The sequence below is a fragment of the Neisseria sp. HMSC055H02 genome (genome assembly GCF_001813335.1).
GTDB classification, from domain to species: domain Bacteria; phylum Pseudomonadota; class Gammaproteobacteria; order Burkholderiales; family Neisseriaceae; genus Neisseria; species Neisseria sicca_C.
In genome coordinates, this window is the sequence record NZ_KV812117.1 from 64,957 (window position 1) to 88,133 (window position 23,177).

The 23,177-nt window shown below is 51.5% G+C and carries 21 protein-coding genes, 4 tRNA genes, 1 other RNA gene, 2 pseudogenes and 1 riboswitch; of the genes and pseudogenes, 15 read left to right on the plus strand and 13 right to left on the minus strand.

Annotated features, from left to right (window positions below):
• Positions 1-31: 31 nt before the first annotated feature.
• Both thiC and HMPREF2907_RS09455 read right to left on the minus strand, forming a co-directional pair.
• Complete coding sequence (gene thiC, locus HMPREF2907_RS09450) at positions 32-1,933, minus strand: phosphomethylpyrimidine synthase ThiC (protein ID WP_070682487.1); 1,902 nt, start codon at positions 1,931-1,933, stop codon at positions 32-34.
• A 91-nt stretch (positions 1,934-2,024) separates the two neighbouring features.
• Positions 2,025-2,124, minus strand: a riboswitch (TPP riboswitch).
• Positions 2,125-2,337: 213 nt separating this feature from the next.
• Positions 2,338-3,522, minus strand: a pseudogene (locus tag HMPREF2907_RS09455) (cytochrome-c peroxidase).
• Positions 3,523-3,850: 328 nt separating this feature from the next.
• Here HMPREF2907_RS09455 and HMPREF2907_RS09460 point away from each other — a divergent pair.
• The 6 genes from HMPREF2907_RS09460 to rpsI all read left to right on the plus strand — a co-directional run bounded on the left by HMPREF2907_RS09460 (position 3,851) and on the right by rpsI (position 6,896).
• Positions 3,851-4,840 carry an NAD(P)H-dependent glycerol-3-phosphate dehydrogenase gene (locus HMPREF2907_RS09460; protein WP_070682489.1) on the plus strand — a complete coding sequence of 330 codons (990 nt, stop codon included), beginning with the start codon at positions 3,851-3,853 and terminating at the stop codon, positions 4,838-4,840.
• A gap of 141 nt (positions 4,841-4,981) precedes the next feature.
• A complete protein-coding gene (locus tag HMPREF2907_RS09465) occupies positions 4,982-5,305 on the plus strand; it encodes a hypothetical protein (RefSeq protein ID WP_049231451.1) in 324 nt (107 codons plus the stop codon).
• 9 nt (positions 5,306-5,314) lie between these two features.
• A complete protein-coding gene (locus HMPREF2907_RS09470) occupies positions 5,315-5,617 on the plus strand; it encodes a cell division protein ZapA (protein ID WP_003744050.1) in 303 nt (100 codons plus the stop codon).
• Between the two features lie 7 nt (positions 5,618-5,624).
• A non-coding RNA gene (gene ssrS, locus HMPREF2907_RS09475) (6S RNA) lies at positions 5,625-5,804 on the plus strand.
• Positions 5,805-6,062: 258 nt separating this feature from the next.
• Positions 6,063-6,494 carry a 50S ribosomal protein L13 gene (gene rplM, locus HMPREF2907_RS09480; RefSeq protein ID WP_003744049.1) on the plus strand — a complete coding sequence of 144 codons (432 nt, stop codon included), beginning with the start codon at positions 6,063-6,065 and terminating at the stop codon, positions 6,492-6,494.
• A gap of 9 nt (positions 6,495-6,503) precedes the next feature.
• Positions 6,504-6,896, plus strand: coding sequence for a 30S ribosomal protein S9 (gene rpsI / locus HMPREF2907_RS09485; protein WP_003744048.1), 393 nt, complete (start codon positions 6,504-6,506; stop codon positions 6,894-6,896).
• A gap of 844 nt (positions 6,897-7,740) precedes the next feature.
• Here rpsI and HMPREF2907_RS12130 read toward each other — a convergent pair.
• Positions 7,741-8,208, minus strand: a complete 468-nt coding sequence (locus HMPREF2907_RS12130) for a YchJ family protein (RefSeq protein WP_083310725.1) — start codon at positions 8,206-8,208, stop codon at positions 7,741-7,743.
• Positions 8,209-8,461: 253 nt separating this feature from the next.
• Here HMPREF2907_RS12130 and HMPREF2907_RS09490 point away from each other — a divergent pair, with 253 nt between their 5' ends.
• The 5 genes from HMPREF2907_RS09490 to HMPREF2907_RS09510 all read left to right on the plus strand — a co-directional run bounded on the left by HMPREF2907_RS09490 (position 8,462) and on the right by HMPREF2907_RS09510 (position 10,932).
• On the plus strand, positions 8,462-10,450 hold the full coding sequence (locus HMPREF2907_RS09490; RefSeq protein WP_070682491.1) for a monovalent cation:proton antiporter family protein: 1,989 nt from the start codon (positions 8,462-8,464) through the stop codon (positions 10,448-10,450).
• Between the two features lie 72 nt (positions 10,451-10,522).
• A tRNA-Val gene (locus HMPREF2907_RS09495) sits at positions 10,523-10,598 on the plus strand.
• A gap of 32 nt (positions 10,599-10,630) precedes the next feature.
• Positions 10,631-10,707 (plus strand) — tRNA-Asp (locus HMPREF2907_RS09500).
• Between the two features lie 40 nt (positions 10,708-10,747).
• A tRNA-Val gene (locus tag HMPREF2907_RS09505) sits at positions 10,748-10,823 on the plus strand.
• A 32-nt stretch (positions 10,824-10,855) separates the two neighbouring features.
• A tRNA-Asp gene (locus HMPREF2907_RS09510) sits at positions 10,856-10,932 on the plus strand.
• Positions 10,933-11,287: 355 nt separating this feature from the next.
• Here the strand turns inward: HMPREF2907_RS09510 and HMPREF2907_RS09515 are convergent.
• Complete coding sequence (locus tag HMPREF2907_RS09515) at positions 11,288-12,082, minus strand: 3'-5' exonuclease (RefSeq protein WP_003744040.1); 795 nt, start codon at positions 12,080-12,082, stop codon at positions 11,288-11,290.
• Positions 12,083-12,270: 188 nt separating this feature from the next.
• Between HMPREF2907_RS09515 and glyQ the strand changes: the two genes are divergently transcribed.
• The gene (gene glyQ / locus HMPREF2907_RS09520; RefSeq protein WP_070682493.1) at positions 12,271-13,167 is read left to right on the plus strand and encodes a glycine--tRNA ligase subunit alpha; all 897 of its coding nucleotides are present in this window, start codon (positions 12,271-12,273) and stop codon (positions 13,165-13,167) included.
• Between the two features lie 116 nt (positions 13,168-13,283).
• Positions 13,284-15,347, plus strand: coding sequence for a glycine--tRNA ligase subunit beta (gene glyS, locus HMPREF2907_RS09525; protein ID WP_070682495.1), 2,064 nt, complete (start codon positions 13,284-13,286; stop codon positions 15,345-15,347).
• Between the two features lie 490 nt (positions 15,348-15,837).
• On the opposite strand, the gene plsX is transcribed toward glyS, so the two are convergent.
• The 5 genes from plsX to HMPREF2907_RS09545 form a co-directional block, all read right to left on the minus strand.
• Positions 15,838-16,896 carry a phosphate acyltransferase PlsX gene (plsX, locus tag HMPREF2907_RS09530; RefSeq protein ID WP_070682497.1) on the minus strand — a complete coding sequence of 353 codons (1,059 nt, stop codon included), beginning with the start codon at positions 16,894-16,896 and terminating at the stop codon, positions 15,838-15,840.
• Entirely contained in the window at positions 16,893-17,072 is a 180-nt protein-coding gene (locus HMPREF2907_RS12135) for a hypothetical protein (RefSeq protein ID WP_003756542.1), read from the minus strand. The genes plsX and HMPREF2907_RS12135 overlap by 4 nt, the downstream gene beginning before the upstream one ends.
• 112 nt (positions 17,073-17,184) lie before the next feature.
• Positions 17,185-17,712 carry a phosphoribosyltransferase gene (locus tag HMPREF2907_RS09535; RefSeq protein WP_029609468.1) on the minus strand — a complete coding sequence of 176 codons (528 nt, stop codon included), beginning with the start codon at positions 17,710-17,712 and terminating at the stop codon, positions 17,185-17,187.
• Positions 17,713-17,871: 159 nt separating this feature from the next.
• On the minus strand, positions 17,872-18,051 hold the full coding sequence (rpmF, locus tag HMPREF2907_RS09540) for a 50S ribosomal protein L32 (protein WP_003744026.1): 180 nt from the start codon (positions 18,049-18,051) through the stop codon (positions 17,872-17,874).
• Between the two features lie 34 nt (positions 18,052-18,085).
• Complete coding sequence (locus HMPREF2907_RS09545) at positions 18,086-18,586, minus strand: YceD family protein (RefSeq protein ID WP_070682498.1); 501 nt, start codon at positions 18,584-18,586, stop codon at positions 18,086-18,088.
• A gap of 54 nt (positions 18,587-18,640) precedes the next feature.
• On the opposite strand from HMPREF2907_RS09545, the gene HMPREF2907_RS09550 reads away from it, so the two are divergent.
• Both HMPREF2907_RS09550 and HMPREF2907_RS09555 read left to right on the plus strand, forming a co-directional pair.
• Positions 18,641-19,231, plus strand: coding sequence for a Maf family protein (locus HMPREF2907_RS09550; RefSeq protein ID WP_070682499.1), 591 nt, complete (start codon positions 18,641-18,643; stop codon positions 19,229-19,231).
• 58 nt (positions 19,232-19,289) lie between these two features.
• Positions 19,290-20,000, plus strand: a complete 711-nt coding sequence (locus HMPREF2907_RS09555; RefSeq protein WP_070539191.1) for an SAM-dependent methyltransferase — start codon at positions 19,290-19,292, stop codon at positions 19,998-20,000.
• A 119-nt stretch (positions 20,001-20,119) separates the two neighbouring features.
• On the opposite strand, the gene HMPREF2907_RS09560 is transcribed toward HMPREF2907_RS09555, so the two are convergent.
• The 4 genes and pseudogenes from HMPREF2907_RS09560 to HMPREF2907_RS09570 form a co-directional block, all read right to left on the minus strand.
• Positions 20,120-20,944, minus strand: coding sequence for an undecaprenyl-diphosphate phosphatase (locus HMPREF2907_RS09560; RefSeq protein WP_070682572.1), 825 nt, complete (start codon positions 20,942-20,944; stop codon positions 20,120-20,122).
• A 228-nt stretch (positions 20,945-21,172) separates the two neighbouring features.
• Positions 21,173-21,235: pseudogene (locus HMPREF2907_RS13600) on the minus strand (transposase); the annotation flags it as partial.
• Between the two features lie 86 nt (positions 21,236-21,321).
• Positions 21,322-21,978: a thiol:disulfide interchange protein DsbA/DsbL gene (locus tag HMPREF2907_RS09565; protein WP_070682501.1), complete on the minus strand. Its 657-nt coding sequence runs from the start codon at positions 21,976-21,978 to the stop codon at positions 21,322-21,324.
• 10 nt (positions 21,979-21,988) lie between these two features.
• Positions 21,989-23,098: an SPOR domain-containing protein gene (locus tag HMPREF2907_RS09570; RefSeq protein WP_070682503.1), complete on the minus strand. Its 1,110-nt coding sequence runs from the start codon at positions 23,096-23,098 to the stop codon at positions 21,989-21,991.
• Positions 23,099-23,177: the final 79 nt, after the last annotated feature.

Sequence of the window (23,177 nt, forward strand, 5' to 3'; positions counted from 1 at the left end):
TCGTCTGAAAACTTTTCAGACGACCTTTTTATCAACTGTAAATCTCAGCCCCTTTCTTCACAAACTCGACCGCTTTGTCCTCCATGCCCTGCCGTTGGGCTTTTTGCTTGTCGGCGTAGTCGCGCACTTCCTGCGTGATTTTCATCGAGCAGAATTTGGGGCCGCACATCGAGCAGAAGTGGGCGATTTTCGCGCCTTCGGCGGGCAGGGTTTCGTCGTGGAAGCTTTCGGCGCGTTCGGGGTCGAGGCTGAGGCGGAATTGGTCGCGCCAGCGGAATTCGAAACGCGCCTTGCTCAGGGCGTTGTCGCGCAACTGCGCACCCGGCCAGCCTTTGGCGAGGTCGGCGGCGTGGGCGGCGAGTTTGTAGGTGATGATGCCGGTGCGCACGTCTTCTTTGTCGGGCAGGCCGAGATGCTCTTTCGGGGTAACGTAGCAGAGCATGGCTGTGCCGTACCAGCCGATATTGGTCGCGCCTATGCCCGAGGTGATGTGGTCGTAGCCGGGGGCGATGTCGGTAACGAGCGGGCCGAGTGTGTAGAAAGGCGCTTCAAAGCAGTGTTGCAGCTCTTCGGTCATGTTTTCTTTGACGCGTTGCAGCGGCACATGGCCGGGGCCTTCAATCATGACTTGTACGTCGTGTTTCCACGCTTTGGCGGTCAATTCGCCCAAGGTGTGCAGCTCGGCAAATTGGGATTCGTCGTTGGCATCGGCAATGCAGCCGGGGCGCAGGCCGTCGCCGAGGCTGAACGACACGTCGTAGGCTTTCATGATTTCGCAGATTTCGTCGAAATGCGTGTAGAGGAAGTTTTCCTGATGATGGGCGAGACACCATTTCGCCATGATGGAACCGCCGCGCGATACGATGCCGGTGAGGCGGTTGGCGGTCATCGGCACATAACGCAGCAACACGCCCGCGTGTATGGTGAAATAGTCCACGCCTTGTTCTGCCTGCTCGATTAAGGTGTCGCGGAACAAATCCCAAGTCAAATCTTCGGCAATGCCGCCGGTTTTTTCCAAAGCCTGATAGATGGGCACGGTGCCGATGGGAACGGGCGCGTTGCGGATAATCCATTCGCGCGTTTCGTGGATGTGCGCGCCGGTGGACAAATCCATAATCGTGTCCGCGCCCCAACGCAGCGACCACACCATTTTTTCGACTTCTTCGGTCAGGCTGGAGGTTACGGCGGAGTTGCCCAAGTTGCCGTTGATTTTGACGCGGAAGTTACGGCCGATAATCATCGGTTCGAGTTCGGGGTGGTTGATGTTGGCGGGGATGATCGCGCGTCCAGCGGCGATTTCTCGGCGCACGAATTCAGGCGTGATTTGGTCTGGGTGGGTCGGGATGTTCGCGCCAAAACTTTGCCCTGCGTGCTGTTTCAAGAGCTTGGCGTATTCAGGCCGTCTGAAAAGTTCGTCCAGCTTCATGCGTTCGCGTATGGCGGCAAACTCCATTTCGGGCGTGATGATGCCGCGGCGCGCATAGTGAAGCTGGGTTACGTTGCTGCCGCTTTTGGCGCGGCGCGGGCGGGTGATTTGGTTGAAGCGCAGATGGGCGGTTTGCGGGTCGTGTGCGCGTTCGATGCCGTATTCGCTGGAAAGCTTGGGCAGGATTTCGGTATCGCCGCGTTCGTCCAGCCATGCGGTGCGGACGTGCGGCAGGCCTTGTTTCAGGTCGATGTGTGCTGCCGGATCGCCGTACACGCCGCTGGTGTCATAGACGGGAATCGGCGGATTGGCTTCCGTACCCTGCGCCGTGTAGGTGTCGTCCTGACGGATTTCACGCAAAGGCACGCGGATGTCGTCGCGGCTGCCTTGCAGATACACGCGTTCGGAGTTCGGATATTTGAAGCGGATGCCGATGTCTTCGCTCAAGTCGGCAAGCTCGCGCGCTTCGTTGCCGGAGGTTTTGGTGGTTTTCTTTGGCGTAGTCATAAAAAATGCTCCTGTTTTCTCGTTTGAAAAGAAGAAACAGGAGCGTTTTGCTTTTTCAGACGACCCCATATCAAAAAAGGTCGTCTGAAAGACAGAATCCGTGAAAACTCCCCACGCAGGTATTATCCCGATCGGGTGTAAAGGGTATTTCTCAGCCGCCTGCACATCAGGCAGCACCCCTGTTTCGTTAGAATGGGATTATAAACCACGATTGGAGTTTGTTGGAAATCTTAACAGGGCTGACATCGGTGTTTTAAGGAATGAATGGCTTGAATATCGAGGGGATAGCTATATTGCGTTTCCATAAATCGAAACGTCGTCTGAAAAGCAGAACAACTTTTTCAGACGACGTTTGGTATAGCACAAATTTAGGATAACGGGTTCCGTTACCCTAAATCTACGGCTTACTTATTGTTCGGATGGGATTCCATCGGTGCAGACAAAGGCAGTTCGGGCATGGTGCGGGCAGTGTCGGAAACATTGCCGGACAGGGTTTTCAGGAAGGCAACGATGTTGTCGGTGTCTTCTTTCGATAAGTCTTTGCCCAGTTGCGCTTTACCCATGATGGTAACGGCTTTGTCCAATTCCCAAACGCTGCCGTTGTGGAAATACGGATAAGTTTTGGCGACGTTGCGCAAGCCTGGTACGCGGAAGAAGAATTCGTCTTCGGCTTTTTTGGTGACGTCGGCACGGCCTTTGTCTTGTTTGGGATCTTCGATAAATTTCCAGTAAGGGCCCTGAACCAAACCGAATTTTTGGAAGGTTGCGCCGCCAAGGTTGACGCCGCTGTGGCAGGCGATACAGCCACTGTCCATAAAGGCGCGCACGCCTTTGCGCTCTCGTTCGTTCAGGGCGTTGACGTTCCCTTTGAGGTAGTCGTCCCATTTGGTCGGCGTCAACAGGGTGCGTTCGAATGCGCCCAGTGCGGTGGTGATGTTTTTGAAGGAAACTGCGCCGTCTTCGGGGAAGGCGGTTTTAAACAGTTCTTGATATTCGGGGATTTTGGCAATTTTGGCAGCGGCTGCTTCTTGCGAGTCGTTTGCCATTTCCACAGGGTTCACCAACGGTCCGCTGGCTTGTTCTTCAACGTCGGCCGCACGACCGTCCCAGAACTGCATACCGAGCAGGGCGGCGTTTAAAGCGGTCGGGGAGTTGCGTCCGCCAAACTGTCCTTTATGGCCTTGGCTGGTCGGCAGGTTGTCCACGCCTGCGGTGGCGAGGTTGTGGCAGGAGTTGCAGCTTACGGTGTTGCCTTTGGAGAGGCGCGGCTCATACTATAATTGATGGCCGAGTTTGACCTGTTCTTCGGTAAACGGGCGCAGTTTCTGCATTTCTTCGGCACTCGGCAGCGGTTTGAAGATGCCTTGTGCGCGTTTGAGCAGCTCTTGATCTTCAGGAGAAGCGTTGCTGTCAACGACGGCTTGGGACGCTGCTGGGGTGGCTGAAGCTGCGTTAGGGGTCGTCTGAACAGCAGAGGCTTCGGTCGGTGCGGAAGTAGGTTTTTGTTCCTTGCTTTCCTGTCCGCCACAGGCGGCCAATGCGGATAAAACAGCAAGCGACAGGAGCAGTCGGGTGTTGCGGTGGTTCATGGCGTGTTCCTTTTTGTAGTGGATATTATTATGAGTAAGCACCGTTTCCGTTGATTGCCGTGATGAATGGCGGGCGAAAATAGGGAATGGCATTCCGCTTTGTTTGCGCCCGTTTGATATGTCCGGCTTTTTTTGTCCGCGAAGTATAAACAGCGGGCGTGGTTTGCCCTTTGCGGTAAATCAATATTGGATTTTCAATAGAGATAAGCAATATATGCGATAGCTTCTGTATTTTCATGCGGTTTTCATGTTGAATAGACCTCTATCGCTTGCACTGCCAAGCCGATTGGTTTAAATTAAACGACAATTTACCGTTGGAAGACACACAATGAAAATTACCGTCATCGGCGCAGGTTCTTGGGGTACAGCCCTTGCCCTGCACTTTGCCCGCCACGGCAACGAAGTCGCCCTTTGGACACGCAATCCCGAACAAGTCCGTACATTGCAGGCAGAACGTGAAAACAAACGCGGCCTGCCCGGTTTCCCTTTCCCTGAATCCTTAACCGTTTATGCCGATTTGGGTGAGGCGCTCAAAGACAGCGGGCTCATTCTTGTCGTAACTTCTGTTGCAGGTTTGAGAAGCAGCGCGGAACTCCTCAAACAACACAATGCTGACCATATCCCTGTCCTTGCCGCCTGCAAAGGCTTTGAACAAGACACAGGGCTATTGACCTTCCAAGTATTGAAAGAAGTATTGCCTGAGAACAAAAAAATCGGCGTGCTGTCAGGTCCGAGCTTTGCCCAAGAACTCGCCAAACAACTGCCTTGCGCCGTGGTTGTTGCCTCAGAAAATCAGGAATGGATTGAGGAATTGGTGCCGCAACTCAACACCAACGTAATGCGCCTTTACGGCAGCACGGACGTTATCGGCGTGGCTGTCGGCGGTGCCGTCAAAAACGTTATGGCAATTGCTACTGGTCTTTCCGACGGTCTCGAATACGGGCTCAATGCGCGTGCGGCGCTGGTGACGCGCGGTCTCGCCGAAATTACCCGTCTTGCCATGGCTATGGGTGCGCAGCCCAAAACCATGATGGGGCTTGCCGGCATCGGTGACCTTATCCTGACCTGTACCGGCGCGCTTTCGCGAAACCGCCGTGTCGGTTTGGGTTTGGCAGAAGGAAAAGAACTGCATCAAGTATTGGTGGAAATCGGCCATGTTTCCGAAGGTGTCAGCACCATCGAAGAAGTGTTTAACACCGCTGTGAAATACCAAATCGATATGCCCATTACCCAAACCCTGCTGCAACTCATCCGCAAGGAAATGACCCCGCAGCAAGTTGCAGAAAGACTCATGGAGCGCAGCGCGCGCTTTGAGTAAGACCGAACGGCAAAGGTCGTCTGAAAACATCAAGCCAAAAAGTTTCAGACGACCTCAACATTCGGCAGCGATTGACATCCCTGCATCATCATCCTAATATCCTGACCGCCTGCCACCATGCGGCAATACGGAAGCCTATACATGAATCAATCACTCGACACCTTGGAAGTCAGCGTTTACCAGCTGGCCCAAAAATTTGAAACCCTTGTTGGTGAAAACCGCCGCCTTAACGAAGAAATCGACCGCCTCAAGCTCGAGCATGAACAACAAAAGCGCGAACACGAAGCTGCCGTTGACGAATTGAGCGAAGCGCTGCTCGTGCAAGTCGGCAAACTCAAAGAAGACCTACAAGGCAAAATCGACAACCTTACCGCCGAAAAAGAACAATACCGCAGCGCGTTGGAGCAGACTGCAGAAAAAATCCGCCGGCTCATTTCCCGCCTGCCGCAAGAAACGCAATCATAAGGACACGCCATGAGTATCGAACAAGTCAGCCTCGACATCATGAATGTCAATTTCACCATCAACACGCCGAGTGAAGAAAAAGATACCCTGCTCCAAGCCGTTGATATGCTCAACAAAAAAAGTGCCGCCATCAAAGAGAGCGGACGCATTGTCGGCAGCGATAAAATCGCCATTATGACCGCGCTCAACGTTGTCCACGACCTCCTTAAAATCACACTCAAAGACGATTTGGCAATAGGTGAATTTGAGCGTAAAATAACCGACATGAACAACGCCTGCCAAAAAGCTTTGGCGCGGTTGGAACAAAACTGATTTTTCTTTTTCCCTGCGGTGTCCGCGAAGGCATATATTCCTTTGAACCAATAAGTTCGCTTAAGGTTGCTGGGAGTTGCAGTGGGCGCGAGCGTCTATCCTTAGATGCACCCGAAACTGCCCGAGGTGACCGCCTTGTCAACAAGGTTCAAGCGGATTCAGCCAAAACGGCTCTCGCGGGGATTCCCATATCAAGCCATGCCCGTGCGGCATGGCTTTCATTTATCATCGGCTTCGACGTCGTCTGAAAAACCAAACTTAAAATCAAAAAACATATCCCGATATTTTGAATCAACAGCAATGTTTTCCAACCTAAAAACAACATTTCCCAATGCATAAAAACGCCATCATAGAAAAAACACTTTCAGACGACCCCAATCCGATTGACAAAAGCCAATCCCATCTTTAAAATTCACAACTTTCTATATCTATCTGGATTTCCACTATGAAAACCTTTTCAGCGAAACCCCACGAGGTGAAGCGCGAATGGTTCGTTATCGACGCCCAAGACAAAGTTCTGGGTCGCGTTGCAGCCGAAGTCGCACACCGTCTGCGTGGCAAGCACAAACCTGAATACACCCCCCACGTTGACACCGGCGACTACATCATCGTCATCAACGCGGACAAACTGCGTGTAACCGGTGCCAAATTCGAAGACAAAAAATACTTCCGTCACTCCGGCTTCCCCGGCGGTATCTACGAGCGTACTTTCCGCGAAATGCAAGAGCAATTCCCGGGCCGCGCTTTGGAACAAGCCGTAAAAGGCATGCTGCCTAAAGGCCCATTGGGTTACGCCATGATTAAAAAACTGAAAGTGTACGCTGGTGCAGAACACGCCCATGCCGCACAACAACCCAAAGTTTTGGAATTGAAATAAGGACACGACATGAACGGTAAATACTACTACGGCACAGGCCGCCGCAAAAGTTCAGTGGCTCGTGTATTCCTGACTAAAGGTACCGGCCAAATCATCGTAAACGGTCGTCCCGTTGACGAATTCTTCGCCCGCGAAACCAGCCGCATGGTTGTTCGCCAACCTTTGGTTCTGACTGAAAACGCTGAGGCGTTTGACATCAAAGTCAACGTTATCGGCGGCGGCGAAACCGGTCAATCCGGCGCTATCCGTCACGGCATTACCCGCGCTCTGATCGACTTCGACGCTGCGCTGAAACCTGCCTTGTCTCAAGCCGGTTTCGTGACTCGCGATGCCCGTGAAGTTGAACGTAAAAAACCAGGTCTGCGCAAAGCACGCCGCGCAAAACAATTCTCCAAACGTTAATTCGTTTTTGGAATCTCAAAAAGCCCTGCAATGCAGGGCTTTTTTATGGGCTAATTCATGTAAATATTAAAAGAATAATGAGCGTTTTTCTAAAAAGTTTGATTTTAACAAATAGGATGGTTCTATTTTTTAGGGACAGATATTAGGAGTATTTTAGGAGTGTTTGTAATACTAATCTATTTTTAACTCTATGAATTCTCATTGGTATCAAAATAATGATGAATTATAGTAGATTAACTTTAAACCAGTACGGCGTTGCCTCGCCCTTACCGTACTATCTGTACTGTCTGCGGCTTCGTCGCCTTGTCCTAATTTAAATTTAATCCACTATAACTCTTCATTTTAAGGCTTTGGGATAAGACATTTTTGGTTTAAGGGGGGGGGGGTATATACTTTTCCTGTTAATAGTGTATGGATGGAGCTCCAAGAAAATCTTTACTTCTAAAGTTTGATTTTGAGAGGTGATGTAATATGGAAATACTTCTCAGATGATTGTTCTAGTGAGGTGTTGCAAAATAACCAATACAAATAATGGCAAAATATACCGCTTATCTTAATAAACTAACGTCTATCTTAAATTCTGCGCAATATATTCAAAATATTTCACTTCTTAACGACATTTAATACTAAAAATAGTAGAATCCAAATTGCTGACACACACCGCTCTTTTATCCCTTTTGGGCGGTGCAGCAAGTAAGACGTTTTCCCGCAATGTATTGGCCATTCATACTTCTCCCTTGGTATGAATGGTTTTTTTTATCTAAGTTTTTTATGTTGCCTTATGAAGATGAAAAGGTCGTCTGAAATATGTTTTTCAGACGACCTTTGTGATTTTGATTCTGCCTTATTTGAAAAATTGTCTGCAGCATGCCTTGAATTTTTTTCCTGAACCGCAGATGCAGGCTTGCTTCATTGTCGGGAGTGGAACGGTTGGATCAATAAAGTACCAGTATCCGTCAATATTGACGAATGTAGATAGTTCATGATGATATGCCGTTTCAGCTCCATCTTGAAAATGGGCATTAAATTCAACTTGCGCGTGGCGTTTGCCGATGAGGGTATGGTGGATTACTTCTAATCCCAGCCAAAGGGTTCCTCGGCTCCATTGCTGTATTTCTTCTTGATTCAGCAGATTTTGCTGGGAGGGAACTGTGGTGGCAACAATATAATCAATATTATGTAACACATAGGCACTGTATCTTGAGCGCATCAGTTTTTCGGCAGTCTGCGGATGAGTTTGATAGGTATGGAAGGTGTGGCAGCATTCAGCGTAGGGGAGGGAAGAAGAACATGGGCAAGGGGTAGGGAGCATGGAAGATGTCCTATTAAGGTTTGCTTTGTTGAGGGAATAAAAGTTACTCTAGTAAGTCGTCTGAGACAAAAATATTTGAAATGTTCATTTATTCGGTATTATTTGTTTTATAGGAACATTATTTTACAAGGTTTTTTGATAGAATACCTTAGCTCCGTCCCGACAATGCCGGAATGCTATTCCGCGTCCGCTCGGACGGCCTGCCATAAATAAAATAGTTATTTCCCAGCCAAACATCAAGGCCGCCCGCTCTATGCACGAAACTTTTTCCCTCGCACCCATCGTTATCGTCCTCCTCGTTTCCGTCATCACGGTGATTTACTGCCGTAAATTCAACATTCCTTCCATGCTCGGTTATCTTTTGGTCGGTTTTATCGCCGGTCCGGGTATGTTGAAGCTGATTCCGCAAGGCCATGCCACTGATTATTTGGGTGAAATCGGTATCGTATTCCTGATGTTCAGTATCGGTCTCGAATTCTCCCTGCCCAAGCTCAAAGCCATGCGCCGTTTGGTGTTCGGACTGGGCGGTTTGCAGGTTATTGTAACCATGCTGTCAATTATCGGCATTTTAATGCTGATGGGCGTCAATTTTAATTGGGCGTTTGCCGCAGCTGGGGCGATGACCATGTCGTCCACGGCAATCGTCAGCCGCATCCTGTCCGAAAAAACCGAATTGGGACAGCCGCATGGTCAAATGGCGATGGGCGTCTTGTTGATGCAGGATATTGCCGTCGTACCGCTGATGATCTTGATTCCCGCGTTGTCAGGAAAGGGCGATGAAGGCAGCCTGTGGGCAGCGCTCGGTTTTGCCGGATTGAAAATGCTGGTCACGCTGGGCGTGTTATTCGTTGTCGGCAGCAAAGTAATGTCGCGCTGGTTCAGAATGGTCGCCAAACGCAAGTCGTCTGAATTGTTTATGATCAACGTCCTGCTGGTAACCTTGGGCGTAGCTTATCTGACCGAACTGGAAGGCTTGTCGATGGCATTGGGCGCATTCGTTGCCGGTATGCTGCTTTCGGAAACGGAATACCGTTTTCAGGTGGAAGACGACATCCGCCCGTTCCGCGATATTCTGCTTGGTTTCTTCTTTATCACGGTCGGCATGAAACTGGATATCCAGGCTTTAATCGGCGGCTGGCAGCAGATTCTGATTTTGCTGGCAATCCTGCTGGTATTGAAAGCATTGGTCGTCTTTTTCATCGCTTTGCATATGAAGCATCCGATTGCGGACAGCTTGAAAACAGCCCTCTATTTAGCACAAGGCGGCGAATTTGGTTTTGTGATGTTAAACATCTCCAGCAAAATCAATATGGTGTCGCCCGAGCTGGAGCAGGCGGCTACAGCAGCGATTCTGTTGTCCATGATTATCGCCCCATTTATCTTGGGCAGCAGCGATGCCATCGTTAGCCGTTTTGTCAAATCAAGCTGGGATATGAAGGCAGTGGATCTGCACAGTATGTTAGTGGAAACCATGAGCAAATCCGACCACGTCCTGATAATCGGTTTCGGACGCGGCGGTCAGACCGTCGGACGGGTCTTGGCTCAGGAAAACATCCCCTTTTTCGCTCTCGACCTCGATATTGCCAGGGTTCAGGTCGCGCGCAATGCCGGAGAGCCGGTCTCGTTCGGCGACGCCAAACGGCGCGAAGTCTTAGAGGCAGCAGGTTTGGAACGCGCCAAAATGGTGGTTATTACCCTGAACAATATGCACGAAACCCAGCATGTTCTCGACAATATCATGTCCTTGCATCCGAGTATGCCTGTGTATGTTCGGGCGAACAATGATGATTACGTTAAAATCTTCACAGATATGGGCGCAGAAGAAGCAGTATCCGATACCAAAGAAACTAGCTTAGTGCTGGCAAGCTACGCCATGTTGGGCAATGGCGCGACATACAGCCACGTTTATCAAACCATTACCAACATCCGACACAGCCGCTACGCCTCTCTGGAAGGCTTGTTTGTCGGCAGCGATGATGAAAACCGATTCGGTGAAGAAGGCAAATCCATATGCCGCCACGCCTTCCCTCTGACCGGCGAAGCCTACGCCATCGGCAAAACCATCCGTGATTTGCCTTTGGATAACGCCGGCATCAAACTTCTATTTATCCGCCGCAACACAAGCAGGATAGAAAACCCCGACTTGGATTTCCAGCTTCAACCGAATGATATTTTGGTCGTCGCAGGCAGACAGGAGGAAATTATTTCTTTTGAAAACTGGAGTTTGCAAGGAAATACCTAATACACTGAAAAATAAAGCTTGCGCGGCGGATGCTTTTTTGATTTAATAGCGTCTTCGCAAACGCAGCGACAAGGGTGATTAGCTCAGTTGGTAGAGCGTCTGCCTTACAAGCAGAATGTCGGCGGTTCGACTCCGTCATCACCCACCAGGTTTTCTTTCATTGTTGCAAAACAATGATGCGCGGTGGTAGCTCAGTTGGTTAGAGTACCGGCCTGTCACGCCGGGGGTCGCGGGTTCGAGCCCCGTCCGCCGCGCCAAATTTCAAAAATACTGACATCGTCGGTATTTTTTATTTTCGGGTGATTAGCTCAGTTGGTAGAGCGTCTGCCTTACAAGCAGAATGTCGGCGGTTCGACTCCGTCATCACCCACCAGGTTTTCTTTCATTGTTGCAAAACAATGATGCGCGGTGGTAGCTCAGTTGGTTAGAGTACCGGCCTGTCACGCCGGGGGTCGCGGGTTCGAGCCCCGTCCGCCGCGCCAAATTTTAAAAATACCGGCTTTTGCCGGTATTTTTTACGTGTAAGAAACGAACGTGGAGAGGGCTGCTATTGGGCCTCAGGCGACATCTTATAGAGATTTCACTTTAAAGCAGGATAGGGTAGAGAAGTGGTCGGCTGTATAGAGAGTCTGCAGTTGATTACCTTGTGCTTTCGAACCTTAGTAAATCGTGTTCTCTTTGAGTTAAGGTGAGGTAACGTTGTTTTGGTTTGAAGTTAAACCATTGTAGGTTCTAATTTTGTTTAAGGTCGTCTGAAAAACAGAAATCCATACCGGATTATGCTTTTCAGACGACCTTTATGATTGGTAGGAACGATAGACTTTCCAAGCCTGACGTTTAACGCCACGCGGCGACAAACTCATTCCAATGCTGTTTGTCCTGAGCCTGTCCGGTCAGGTAATGCTTCAGCCGTTTGACTTCCACTTCATACTCGTCCGCATCCAAAGCGCCGCTCATCAGGCGGAAGCGTAGGAACATTAAATAAGTGTTTGCCGCATCGGTTTCGCAATAATCGCGGATGTCTTTCAGACGACCTGCGTGGAACGCCTCCCAAACTTTGCTGCCGTCCATGCCCAGTTTGCCGGGGAAGCCGCAAAGTTTCGCCATATCGTCCAGCGGCACATTGGCACGCGGTTGGTACAGGGCGAGCAGATCCATCAGGTCGCAATGGCGGTTGTGGTAGCGGCTGATGTAGTTGTTCCACTTGAAATCACGGCTGTCGCCGAAATCGCCCTCGCCCATATCCCAATAACGCGCCGCTGCAATGCCGTGTATCAGCGCGCGGTAATGCAGGACGGGCAGGTCGAAGCCGCCGCCGTTCCAACTGACCAATTGCGGCGTATGGCTTTCGATAAGGTCGAAAAACTTGGCGATCATTTCCTCTTCGCTGTCGTGCATTTCGCCTATGGTGCCGACGTGGATTTTGTCCTGCCCCCAGCGCATACAGCAGGAAATGGCGACCACTTGGTGTAAGTGGTGTTGCATAAAATCAGAGCCGTTTTGGGCGCGTCGTTTCTGCTGGGCGAACAAGACCACCTCGTCATCCGGCAAAGAGGCAGGCAGGTCGTACAACAGGCGGATGCCGTTCACATCAGGTACGGTTTCAATATCGAAAGCCAAAATCGGGGTCATGGGCGACTCCTCAAATTCAGTCAAAACAGATTAAAACAGACAACAGGATAACGGCATTGTGGCATGTTTCCGCATTTATTGACAGTCAAATCACATCGCCGCCCCACCATTCCATCTGCCTGTACACCTACCCAAAACACCGTCAAAACAGTAAAATCCCCCTTTTATCCCAATTCGAACCATAAGCCATGCTCACCTTCCAACAAATCATCTTCAAACTGCAAACATTCTGGGCAGACAAAGGCTGCACCGTCATCCAACCTTTCGACATGGAAGTCGGCGCCGGTACTTCCCACCCCGCCACCTGCCTGCGCGCGCTCGGCCCCGAGCCTTGGTTTGCCGCCTACGTCCAACCCAGCCGCCGCCCCAAAGACGGTCGCTACGGCGACAATCCCAACCGCCTGCAACACTATTACCAGTTCCAAGTTGCCCTCAAGCCTGCTCCCGCCAATATCCAAGACCTCTATCTCGACTCCCTGCGCGAATTGGGCATCGACCCCAAAGTCCACGACATCCGCTTCGTCGAAGACGACTGGGAAAACCCCACCCTCGGCGCATGGGGCTTGGGCTGGGAAGTCTGGCTCAACGGCATGGAAGTGACTCAGTTCACCTACTTCCAACAAGTCGGCGGCATCGACTGCACGCCTGTACTCGGCGAAATCACCTACGGCATCGAACGCTTGGCGATGTACCTGCAAGGCGTGGAAAACGTCTATGACCTCGTTTGGGCAAAAACGCTGGACGGCAACACCGTCACCTACGGCGACGTGTACCACCAAAACGAAGTCGAACAATCCACCTACAACTTCGAATACAGCGATGCCGACTGGCTGCTGCGCCAGTTCAACGACTACGAAGCGCAAGCCAAACGCCTGCTCACCGAAGAAAACGCCAGCCTCGCCCTGCCCGCCTACGAGCTGGTCCTCAAAGCCGGACACACCTTCAACCTCTTAGACGCACGCGGCTCCATTTCCGTTACCGAACGCGCCACCTACATCGGCCGCATCCGCGCGCTGAGCCGCATCGTAGCGCAGAAATACGTTGAAAGCCGCGAGAAACTGGGCTTCCCGTTGATTAAAAAATAACGATACATCGTCTGAAACAGGTTTTCAGACGACCTTTATTGAGTATCCATTAATACAGGCCGTACGGCATATGCAGGATTTATAAGCAGGGCCTACGGACAAACAGAAAGTCTCACATGACAACCCAAACCCTTTTAATCGAACTCCTTACCGAAGAACTCCCCCCAAAAGCCCTGAATAATCTAGGCAACCACTTCGCCGCTTCTGTTGCCGAAGGCTTGGAAAAAGCGCAACTGATTGACGGCGCAGCCGAATTTACTGCCTACGCCTCACCGCGCCGTTTGGCCGTTCAAGTCAAAAACGTCAAAGCCGTTCAAGCCGATCAGAAAATCGTGAAAAAAGGCCCAGCCGTGGCAAATGCCATGAAAGACGGTGCGCCGACCAAGGCTTTGGAAGGTTTTGCACGCGGTGCGGGGGCGAAAATCGAAGACTTGACCATCGTCCACGACGGCAAGCAAGACGTGTACGCCTACGAATATATCCAAACCGGCAAACCGTTGGGCGAACTTTTGGAAGACATTATCAATCAAGCCGTTAAGAAACTGCCGATTCCGAAAGTAATGCGTTGGGGCAGCAGCACGTTTACCTTCGTGCGCCCCGTTCACGGGCTGATTGTGCTGCACGGCGGCGACATCGTGAACGTCAGCGTTTTGGGTCTGCAAAGTGGCAATCAAACCTTGGGACACCGCTTCCTGTCCAGCGGCGAAATCACCATTGAAAACGCCGACAGCTACGCCGCACAAATGCGCGAGCAAGGCAAAGTCGTCGCTTCGTTTGTCGAGCGCAAAGCCGTGATTCAGACGGCTTTGAACGAGCAGGTAGGTCGTCTGAAAGCCACCGTAGCCGCCGATGAAGCATTGTTGGACGAAGTTACCGCGCTGGTCGAATACCCCGTTGTTTTGGAAGCCGGTTTTGAAGAACATTTCCTCGCCGTGCCGCAGGAATGTTTGATTCTGACCATGCAGCAAAACCAAAAATACTTCCCGCTGCTCGACCAAAACGGCAAATTGATGAACCGCTTCCTGTTGGTCTCCAACCTGCAAACCGAAGACCCGTCGCACATCATCCAAGGTAACGAACGCGTCTTGCGCGCGCGCCTGTCTGATGCCGAGTTCTTCTACAAGCAAGACCAAAAAGCGACTTTAGAAAGCCGCCTGCCCAAGCTGGCAAACGTGGTTTATCACAACAAAATCGGCTCGCAAGCCGAACGAATCGAGCGCCTGCAAAGCATTGCCGCCCACATCGCCAAAGCTTTGGGTGCGGACGCTGCCGCAGCCGAACGCGCCGCGCGTCTGGCGAAAGCCGACTTGGTGACCGAAATGGTCGGTGAGTTCCCCGAACTGCAAGGCACGATGGGCAAATACTACGCCCGCTTGGACGGAGAAACCGAAGAAATCGCCGAAGCCGTCGAGCAGCACTATCAGCCACGTTTTGCCGGCGACAACCTGCCGAACGGCAAAGTTGCCACTGCCGTTGCGCTGGCCGACAAACTGGAAACCCTGGTCGGCATTTGGGGTATCGGTCTGATTCCTACCGGCGACAAAGACCCCTACGCACTGCGCCGCGCCGCCTTGGGTATTTTGCGGATGCTGATGCAGTATGGTTTGGACGTAAACGAGCTGATTCAGACGACCTTCGACAGCTTCCCCAAAGGTTTGCTCAATGAAAAAACGCCGTCTGAAACCGCCGACTTCATGCAGGCGCGCCTTGCCGTGTTGCTGCAAAACGACTATCCGCAAGACATCGTCGCCGCCGTACTCGCCAAACAGCCGCGCCGTTTGGATGATTTGACCGCCAAACTGCAAGCCGTCGCCGCTTTCAAACAACTGCCCGAAGCCGCCGCGCTCGCTGCCGCCAACAAACGCGTGCAAAACCTGCTGAAAAAAGCCGATGCCGAGTTGGGCGAAGTCGATGAAAGCCTGCTGCAACAGGACGAAGAAAAAGCCCTGTACGCCGCCGCACAAGGCTTGCAGCCGAAAATCGCCGCCGCCGTTGCCGAAGGCAATTTCCAAACCGCCTTGTCCGAACTGGCTTCCGTCAAACCGCAAGTCGATGCCTTCTTTGACGGCGTGATGGTGATGGCGGAAGACTCCGCCGTAAAACAAAACCGCCTGAACCTGCTGAACCGCTTGGCAGAGCAGATGAACGCGGTAGCGGATATTGCGCTCTTGGGCGAATAATATCGAGCCATAAATAAAGGTCGTCTGAAAACGGACAAGCAGCTTTGCCCAACGTTTTCAGACGACCTTTTTGATTGTTTCAGGTTCGCGGTTGCGGGGTGGGGGAGCTAGGTAACCGATTTATATAGCGAACTTATTTCGTTTTCGAGATTGGCTCTACTATTTTCGTGCAAGTGGAAACCTAAAGATTAGAAATCTTGGAAATATTTAAATATTCTTGAAAGACTGAAATATAGACTTTTGTCTGTGTGGAAATGACGAAGGTGATGCAGCATGGACTTTGCTTTCAAATGTTATGGAAAAAGCTTTTAAAGTTTTCGGCATAATTTGCCGATAAAGCTTGTGCCACAAGTTTTGGTTTGCCGGACAGCATATAGTTTGGCAAGTTTGTTCTAAAAATCATCAACCCAATGCCGGCATATGATTTTTCAAAAAAACGTCGTCTGAAAATTTTTCAGACGACGTTTTTATATTTTGTCGTTCAATGGCGTTATTCTGCCGTATCAGAAGCAGCCTCTTTTTGTCCTTTGATTGCCTCCAATGCAGCAAGTTGTGCCGCGACACCTTGTTCGATTTTCGACAGGCTGGCGGATTTTGCTTCGTGGTAGGCTTCTTCTAAGGCATAGCTGAAACCGATATCATCTGTGCCGCCGTGGCTTTTGATAACGATGCCGCGCAGACCGAGCAGGATGGCGCCGTTGAACTTGCGCGGATCCAGTTTGCTTTTCAAGCCTTTCAGGGCGGGGAGGGCGGCGACGGCGGCCATTTTGTTGAACAGGTTGCGTTGGAATTCCTGACGGATGGCTCCGCTCATGAATTTGACCGCGCCTTCGATGGTTTTGAGCATGATGTTGCCGACAAAGCCGTCTGCGACAATCACGTCGGCTTCGCCGTACAGTACGCCGTTGCTTTCGATGTTGCCGATGAAATTCAGTTTGCTGTTTTTGAGCAGTTTGAAGGTTTGTTTGACGGTGTCCGTGCCTTTGATGTCTTCGGTGCCGACGTTCAGCAGGCCGATGCGCGGGCTACCTTTTTGCGGGTAGAGGGCTTGGAAGAGTTCGTTGCCGATGATGGCGAACTGTACGAGCTGCTCAGGCGTGCAGTCGACGTTTGCGCCCAAATCGAGGGCGAGGGTCAGGTGTTCGCTGTCGGATGGCAGGAATTTGGCGATGGCGGGGCGGTCGATGCCGGGAATGGTTTTGAGGACGAAGCGGGCGGTTGCCATGAGCGCACCGGTGTTGCCGGCAGAGACGGCGGCTTGCGCGGTGCCTTCTTTGACTTGGTTGATGGCAATGCGCATGGAGGAGTCTTTTTTATTTTTCAGGGCAAGCTGAGGGGCTTCGTCCATGCCGACGACTTCGGAGGCGTGGAGCACGGTAATGCGCTCCATCGGCGCGTTGGCTGCGGAGAGGGCTTGGCGGACGGCGGATTCGTCGCCGACCATAATGAGGTGTACGTCTTGCTGCTGTTTCAAAAAGGCAAGGGCACCGGGGACGGTAACTGGGAGACCTGAGTCGCCGCCCATGGCATCTACGGCCAATGTAATCATGTTGTTCTCCGGTTTGTGCTGTGAAGCGGAAGAGGGGCGGTGTCGGCTGCCTCTGTGGGTTTGTTCGGCTTCACAGTCGGTTTCAGACGACCTTTTTGCGATACGCGGTACGGGGTCGTCTGAAAAGGGGTGTATGTGTGGTCGGGGGCTTCGGATTGAAGGGTTGCGTTCCACATTCTAATGCGTTTTATGAAGATACGCTGAAAAGAGGCAAAATCTCGTTTTGTCGGTGTTCTACGGATTTTGCTTTTGCTGTTTCGGGAGAAGGCGGACTTCTCCGTCGCGGGCTTATTTTTTGCCTTCGGCGGCGAGGCGGTTGTGCTCGTCGATGTCGAGTGCGTCCCAAGGGTAGTTGATCCACCAGTCTTCTACGGTAAGGCCGCTGAAGTAGGGGATGCCTTCGGGGATTTTGCCGACTTTGGCTTTGATTTTTTCGTGCAAGACGGCTACGGCGATGGTGCCGAAATCTTCTTTTTGCAACTCGGTCAGGCAGAATTCCATGGTCACGCGGCTGTCGTCGACTTCATCGACTACGAGCACATTCTTGCCTTTCAACGCGTCGGGCACGGGGTCGAGCCATTGGACTTTTTTGACTTCTTCCGTCACCTGTCCTTCGTTGTCGCTGTCGTAATAGGCGGTGGTTACGGCGTAAATCGGGATTTCCAGAAAGCAGCGCAGCATACGGGCGGGGATGAAGCCGCCGCCGCCGATGGCGATCATGGCATCGTATTTGACGCCGGAGTTTTGGATTTTTTCCGCCAACGCTTTGATCACGCGGTGGATGTCGTCGTAGGTGTACCAGATTTTCTGTTTCATGGCGATTCCCGATTCAATGGGGTGTATCAGTTTGAACTGCAAGGATTTTGTGCCGCATTTTGAAGTATGGGCAGGCATGGAGTCGGGCAGTTCGGATGTAATGTAAAAAAGCCAGCATTGCATGGCAATATTCTGGCTTTTTCAGTCAGTCGAATAAGATTATTCGCCTTTGGCTTTCACTACTTTACGGCCGCGGTACATACCGTTGGGGGAAATGTGGTGCGGGCGGTGTACTTCGCCGGTTACGCTGTCAACAGACAGAGAAGGCGCGGTCAAAGCGTCGTGAGAGCGGTGCATACCGCGTTTGGAAGGGGATTTTTTGTTTTGTTGAACGGCCATTTCAAGCTCCTAGGTAAATAAAACTGTGTCCTGATTAACTGCTTTTCAAACCTGCTAAAACAGCAAAAGGGTTGGGTTTGTCCTGATTGACTTGTTCCAGCGCGGCATTGTCGCAGTTTTCGTGGCGCGGGGAGAAGGGGAGCGACATTAGGATTTGGTCTTCCACCAACCCGCGTACGTCGAGTTCTTTCTCAATCGGCATGCCTTCCAACTCTTCATCGGCAAGCATTGCTTCATCTAAGTCCTCTTCGTTGGCGAACAAAACAATACGGCTGGTTTCGTCGAGCGTAAACGGCATGGGGCGGATACATCGCTGGCAAATCAGCGGCATATCGGCTTTGACGTTCAAATCGAGAAACAAACGCTGCAGTCGGTCGCGTCCGCCGCTCAGCGTAAACGACACTTTGGTCTGTTTGTCGGCCGGATAATCGTGCGAACGGACTCGTTCGTCCAATTCCTCAAGCAGGAAGCTGCCTTGCAGGCTCTGCTTTTCGGAGGCGAAAACTTCTGGGTCAATCAAATTAGGGTCTGACATAAACGGGGTATGATATAATTTCGACAGTCTAACGTCAATATTTTTAAGCAAAATATGAGTGCAAAACTGCCTTTGATATTGGGTTCGGGTTCAGTGTTCCGCCGCGCGCAGCTCGAGCGTTTGGGTATTGATTTTCAAACTGCCGCGCCTGATTTCGACGAAACGCCTGCTGCGGGTGAAAACGCGGCGGATACTGCCTTGCGTTTGGCGGAAGGGAAGGCGCGTTCGCTGGCGGCTCGATTTCCTGCTGCGTTGGTTATCGGCGCGGACCAAGTGGCGTGGTGCAATGACCGCCAGTTGGGCAAACCGATGAACGTGGCAAATGCACAACAAATGCTCAGGGATTTGAGCGGCAGAAAGATTGAATTTTACAGCGCAATCGTGCTTTTGAATACTGCTTCCGGCCGCATTCAGCGTCATGTCGATAACACGTCGGTCGTGATGCGCATGCTGACAGACGGGCAGATTGAGCGTTATCTGGCGCGCGAGCCGGATGCGGTTTACTGTGCGGGTGCGGCGAAGAGCGAGGGCTTGGGCGCGGCGATGCTGGAGCGCATAGACAGCAGCGACCCGAACGCGCTTATCGGTTTGCCCATCTTCAAACTGGTTGAGTTTTTAAAAAACGAAGGCGTAGAAATCATTTAGGTCGTCTGAAAACAGCCGTTTGAAGGTTTCAGACGACCTTCCGTATAGGAAACCCATCATGTCCCCGATTCTTTATCTGATTCCCACCCCTTTGGGCGCGCCTGACACGCCCTGCCTGCTCCCGCACGAACAGACGCAGATTACCGGTTTGACCGATTTCGTTGTCGAAGCTGAAAAAACCGCCCGCGCCCATTTGAAACATTTGGGCGTTACGACGCCCATCCGCGAGCTGAACCTGCAAACTTTAAACGAACACACCGACCTGAAAACCCTGCCCGAGCTTTTGAAACCTTTGCAAGAAGGGCGCAGCATGGGCATTCTCAGCGAAGCCGGTTGTCCCGCTGTTGCTGATCCCGGCGCGAATCTGGTGGCATTGGCGCACCGGCACGGCTATGAGGTCCGTCCGCTGGTCGGTCCGTCCAGCCTGTTGCTTGCGTTGATGGCTTCGGGAGCGAACGGGCAGAATTTCGCGTTCAAAGGCTATCTGCCGTCGGAGAAAAGCGAGCGTATTGCCGCTTTAAAGAGCTTGGAACAGCGTTCCCGTCAGCAAAACGAAACCCAGCTTTTCATCGAAACGCCTTACCGCAACGACGCGCTGCTTGCCGATGCGCTGGAAACCCTGCACCCTGAAACCCGCCTCTGCACCGCAACCGACCTGACTTTGCCGACACAGGAAATCATCAGCCAAACCGTTGCCGCTTGGCGGAAACTGAAAACGCTGCCGAATTTGAAAAAACGCCCGACGATATTTGTGTTGCACGCGAGCTAGGAAAGTAGGGGGCGGTTTGACGGATTCGCCCGCCATACTGAAAAAGGTCGTCTGAAAACCTTCCAGATAAGGTTTTCAGACGACCTTTGCTTTATCTAAAGCTTATCCCTGCTTCAACATCATGCTGCCCATTTGACCCAGCCCATCGCCCAAGTCAGCAGAATCAATCCGCCGAAGACGATGCGGTAATAGGCAAACGGAACGTAGTTTTTGCTGGACACGAATTTCAGCAGCGATTTAATCGCCAAGAGGCCTGCCAAGAAGGCAGCGATGAAACCGACGGCAATCAGACCGACATCTTGCAATGTAAAGAGTTTGTAGTGTTTTAATACGTCATAGCCGGTAGCGGCAATCATCATCGGCACGGCGAGAAAGAAAGAAAATTCGGTCGCAGCTTTGCGCTCGATGCCCCACAGCATACCGCCCATAATCGTACTGCCCGAACGCGAAGTCCCCGGTACCAGCGCGCAGATTTGGGCGCAGCCGACCACAAGCGCGTCAATCGGGCGCATTTCGTCCACACTTTTGACTTTCGGCTTGATTTTGCTTTGACGTTTTTCGACCCATAAAATAAAAAATCCGCCCAATACCAACATGGTGGCGACGGTAATCGGTTTAAATAAATCTTCTTTAATTTGTTTGCTGAACAGCAAACCTACGACTGCCGCAGGCACGAACGCGATGGCAAGGTTCAGCACGAAGCGGTTGGCGGTGCGGTCTTTGCCCAGTCCGGACAAAACGGAGGTAAAACGCTGACGATACTCAAAAATCACGGCAAGCACCGCGCCCAGTTGGATGGCGATCTCAAAGACTTTGCCGTTGCTGTGAAAATTAAGCAAGTCGCCCAATACAATCAAGTGGCCGGTACTCGAAATCGGCAGAAATTCCGTCAAGCCTTCCACAATGCCCATAATCAGGGCTTTTAATAAAGTCAAAATGTCCATATTGCTTTCTTTTTTGGTTTTCAGACGACATTTGTCCGTCTGGATTTCAGGATAAAGCGGTATCAGAATAGGAAAATTGCTGCGGCATGGCGGTGTTTGCTCCATCCCTCAGCAGTATCGTTTTTATGGATTTTATAGTGGATTAAATTTAAACCAGTACGGCGTTGCCTCGCCCTTAGCTCAAAGAGAACGATTCTCTAAGGTGCTGAAGCACCAAGTGAATCGGTTCCGTACTATCTGTACTGTCTGCGGCTTCGTCGCCTTGTCCTGATTTAAATTTAATCCACTATAGTGATTTTACGCCGCCCAAAACAAACAGACAGTTCGGAAACCGCCTTATCTTTGCGGTCATTCCGAAACTGTCTGGCTAAATTCCGTCAGTGCGTGGCTTTGGAAGCGGATTTGCCGGAACGCTCTTGACGGACTTGATCCACCAGTTCGCCTATGATTTTCTGCGCCTGTTCCCAATCGCTGCTGAATATGACCCGATATTTGCCGCCGACGATGACGTCCGGCGTGCCTTCGATACGGTAAGTCTCGGTCAGGCTTTGCATTTTTTTAGCGGCTGCGAGGCTGGCAGGCGCGTCGTATGCGGCAATCAGTTTTTTGCTGTCAAAGCTTTTTTGTGCCGCCGCCCAGCTTTTGAAAGTGGCGGTATCCGCCAAATTGATTTTCTGTTCGTGTACGGCTTTGAAAATAGCGGGGTTTGCCTGATATTTCAAACCCGAAGCGTTAACCGCCGCAGCAACCCGCGCCAAGCCCAACATTTCGGGCATCCAAACGACGTGTTCGGTGCGCAGGTAAACGTCTTTCGGGAAAGTTTTGCTGTATGACAGCAAGACGGGATCAAAGTTTTGGCAATGTACGCAGAAATAGCCGAAAAATTCCAAAACTTCGATTTTGGATGCGTCTTGTTGCGGAATCGGTTTTTTCAAAACCGTGTAATCCACGCCTTCGACCGCAGCCTGCGCGCTTGCGGAAAAAGCAAGCGCGAGGCTGAGAAGGATGGCTGCCGGTTTGGTTGTCCGTTTCATTGCCGCCTCCTTATTGAGCCGAACGCATCAGGCTGTTGATATTGTGTTTTTGCAAGTCTTTCTGAACATTTTTCGCGACTTCAGACGACATGCTGTTGCTTTGTACGCGGTAAACGGTTTTGTCGCCGTTGGTGCGCTCGACCACTTTGGACGAAATGCCCAGCATGGCGAGTTTGGCACGTTGCGCGTCGGCGCTGTTGCGGTCGGCGTATGAACCCATTTGCAGGATGACTTTTTTACCGCCTTCCGCAGTTTTAGCTTCGGCTTTGGCATTGTCGGCCTTGGCAGTTTGTTTGTCCGCTTCGGCTTTCTTCACTTCTTTCGCCGCGCCTTTATTCGCTTCCTGACGGGCTTTTTCGATGCTGCCGCTGTTCAGGATTTGTTCGGGAGTCGGTTTGTTGGTTTTTTTAGCCGTTTCGGTTTTCTTGGCTTCGGCGGCTTTCTTCTCTGCCGCTTTTTTCTCGGCAAGTTTGCGCTCAACGCGCGCTTTTTGTTTGTCCGTCAACTCGGCTGCCTTTTTGGCTTTATCGGCAGCTTCTTTGTCGGCTTTGGCTTTTTCTGCGCGTTTTTTCGCAAGTTCTGCTTTTTTCTCGGCAAGTTTTTGTTTCAACTCGCGTTCGGCAGCATCTTTGTCTTCTCTTTCAGCTTCGCGCAGGGCTTTTTCTGTTTCACGGGCTTCGTCTTCCGCTTCGCGGACGGCACGTTCTTTTTCCGCTTTTTCTTTGTCTGCGCGCTCTTTTTCGGCTTTGGCTTTATCTGCCTTTTCTTGCGCTTCTTTCTCAGCGCGTTCTTTTTCTTTGGCTGCCGCATCATCGTCAGCCTCGCTGCGTTTTGCCTCAGACTTAGCCTCTTCGGTCGGACGCTCTTTCTCTACAGGAACAACGACAGGCGGTTCTTCCGCTTCAGGCTTGGCTTCAGGCTTAGCCTCAGGTTTGGATTTTTCCTGCGGCTTGAGGATTTCAGGCTCGGTTTGCTGTTTTTGCGGCTCGGTCGCGCCTTTGAAGGCGTTCGGCGTGTCTTGATTCAGAAAATACAGGATGCCCCCGATCACGCCGGTAGCGAGGAGGAGGCCGAAGAAAAAGCCGAAAAGGCCTTTGCCGTATTGAGTGTTCTTATTCATGAGATACCTATATTGATGATGCCGTTCAGACGACCTTTTGGCGGCAGATGAATCTGCTGCTGCCATCGGCAGGGACGGG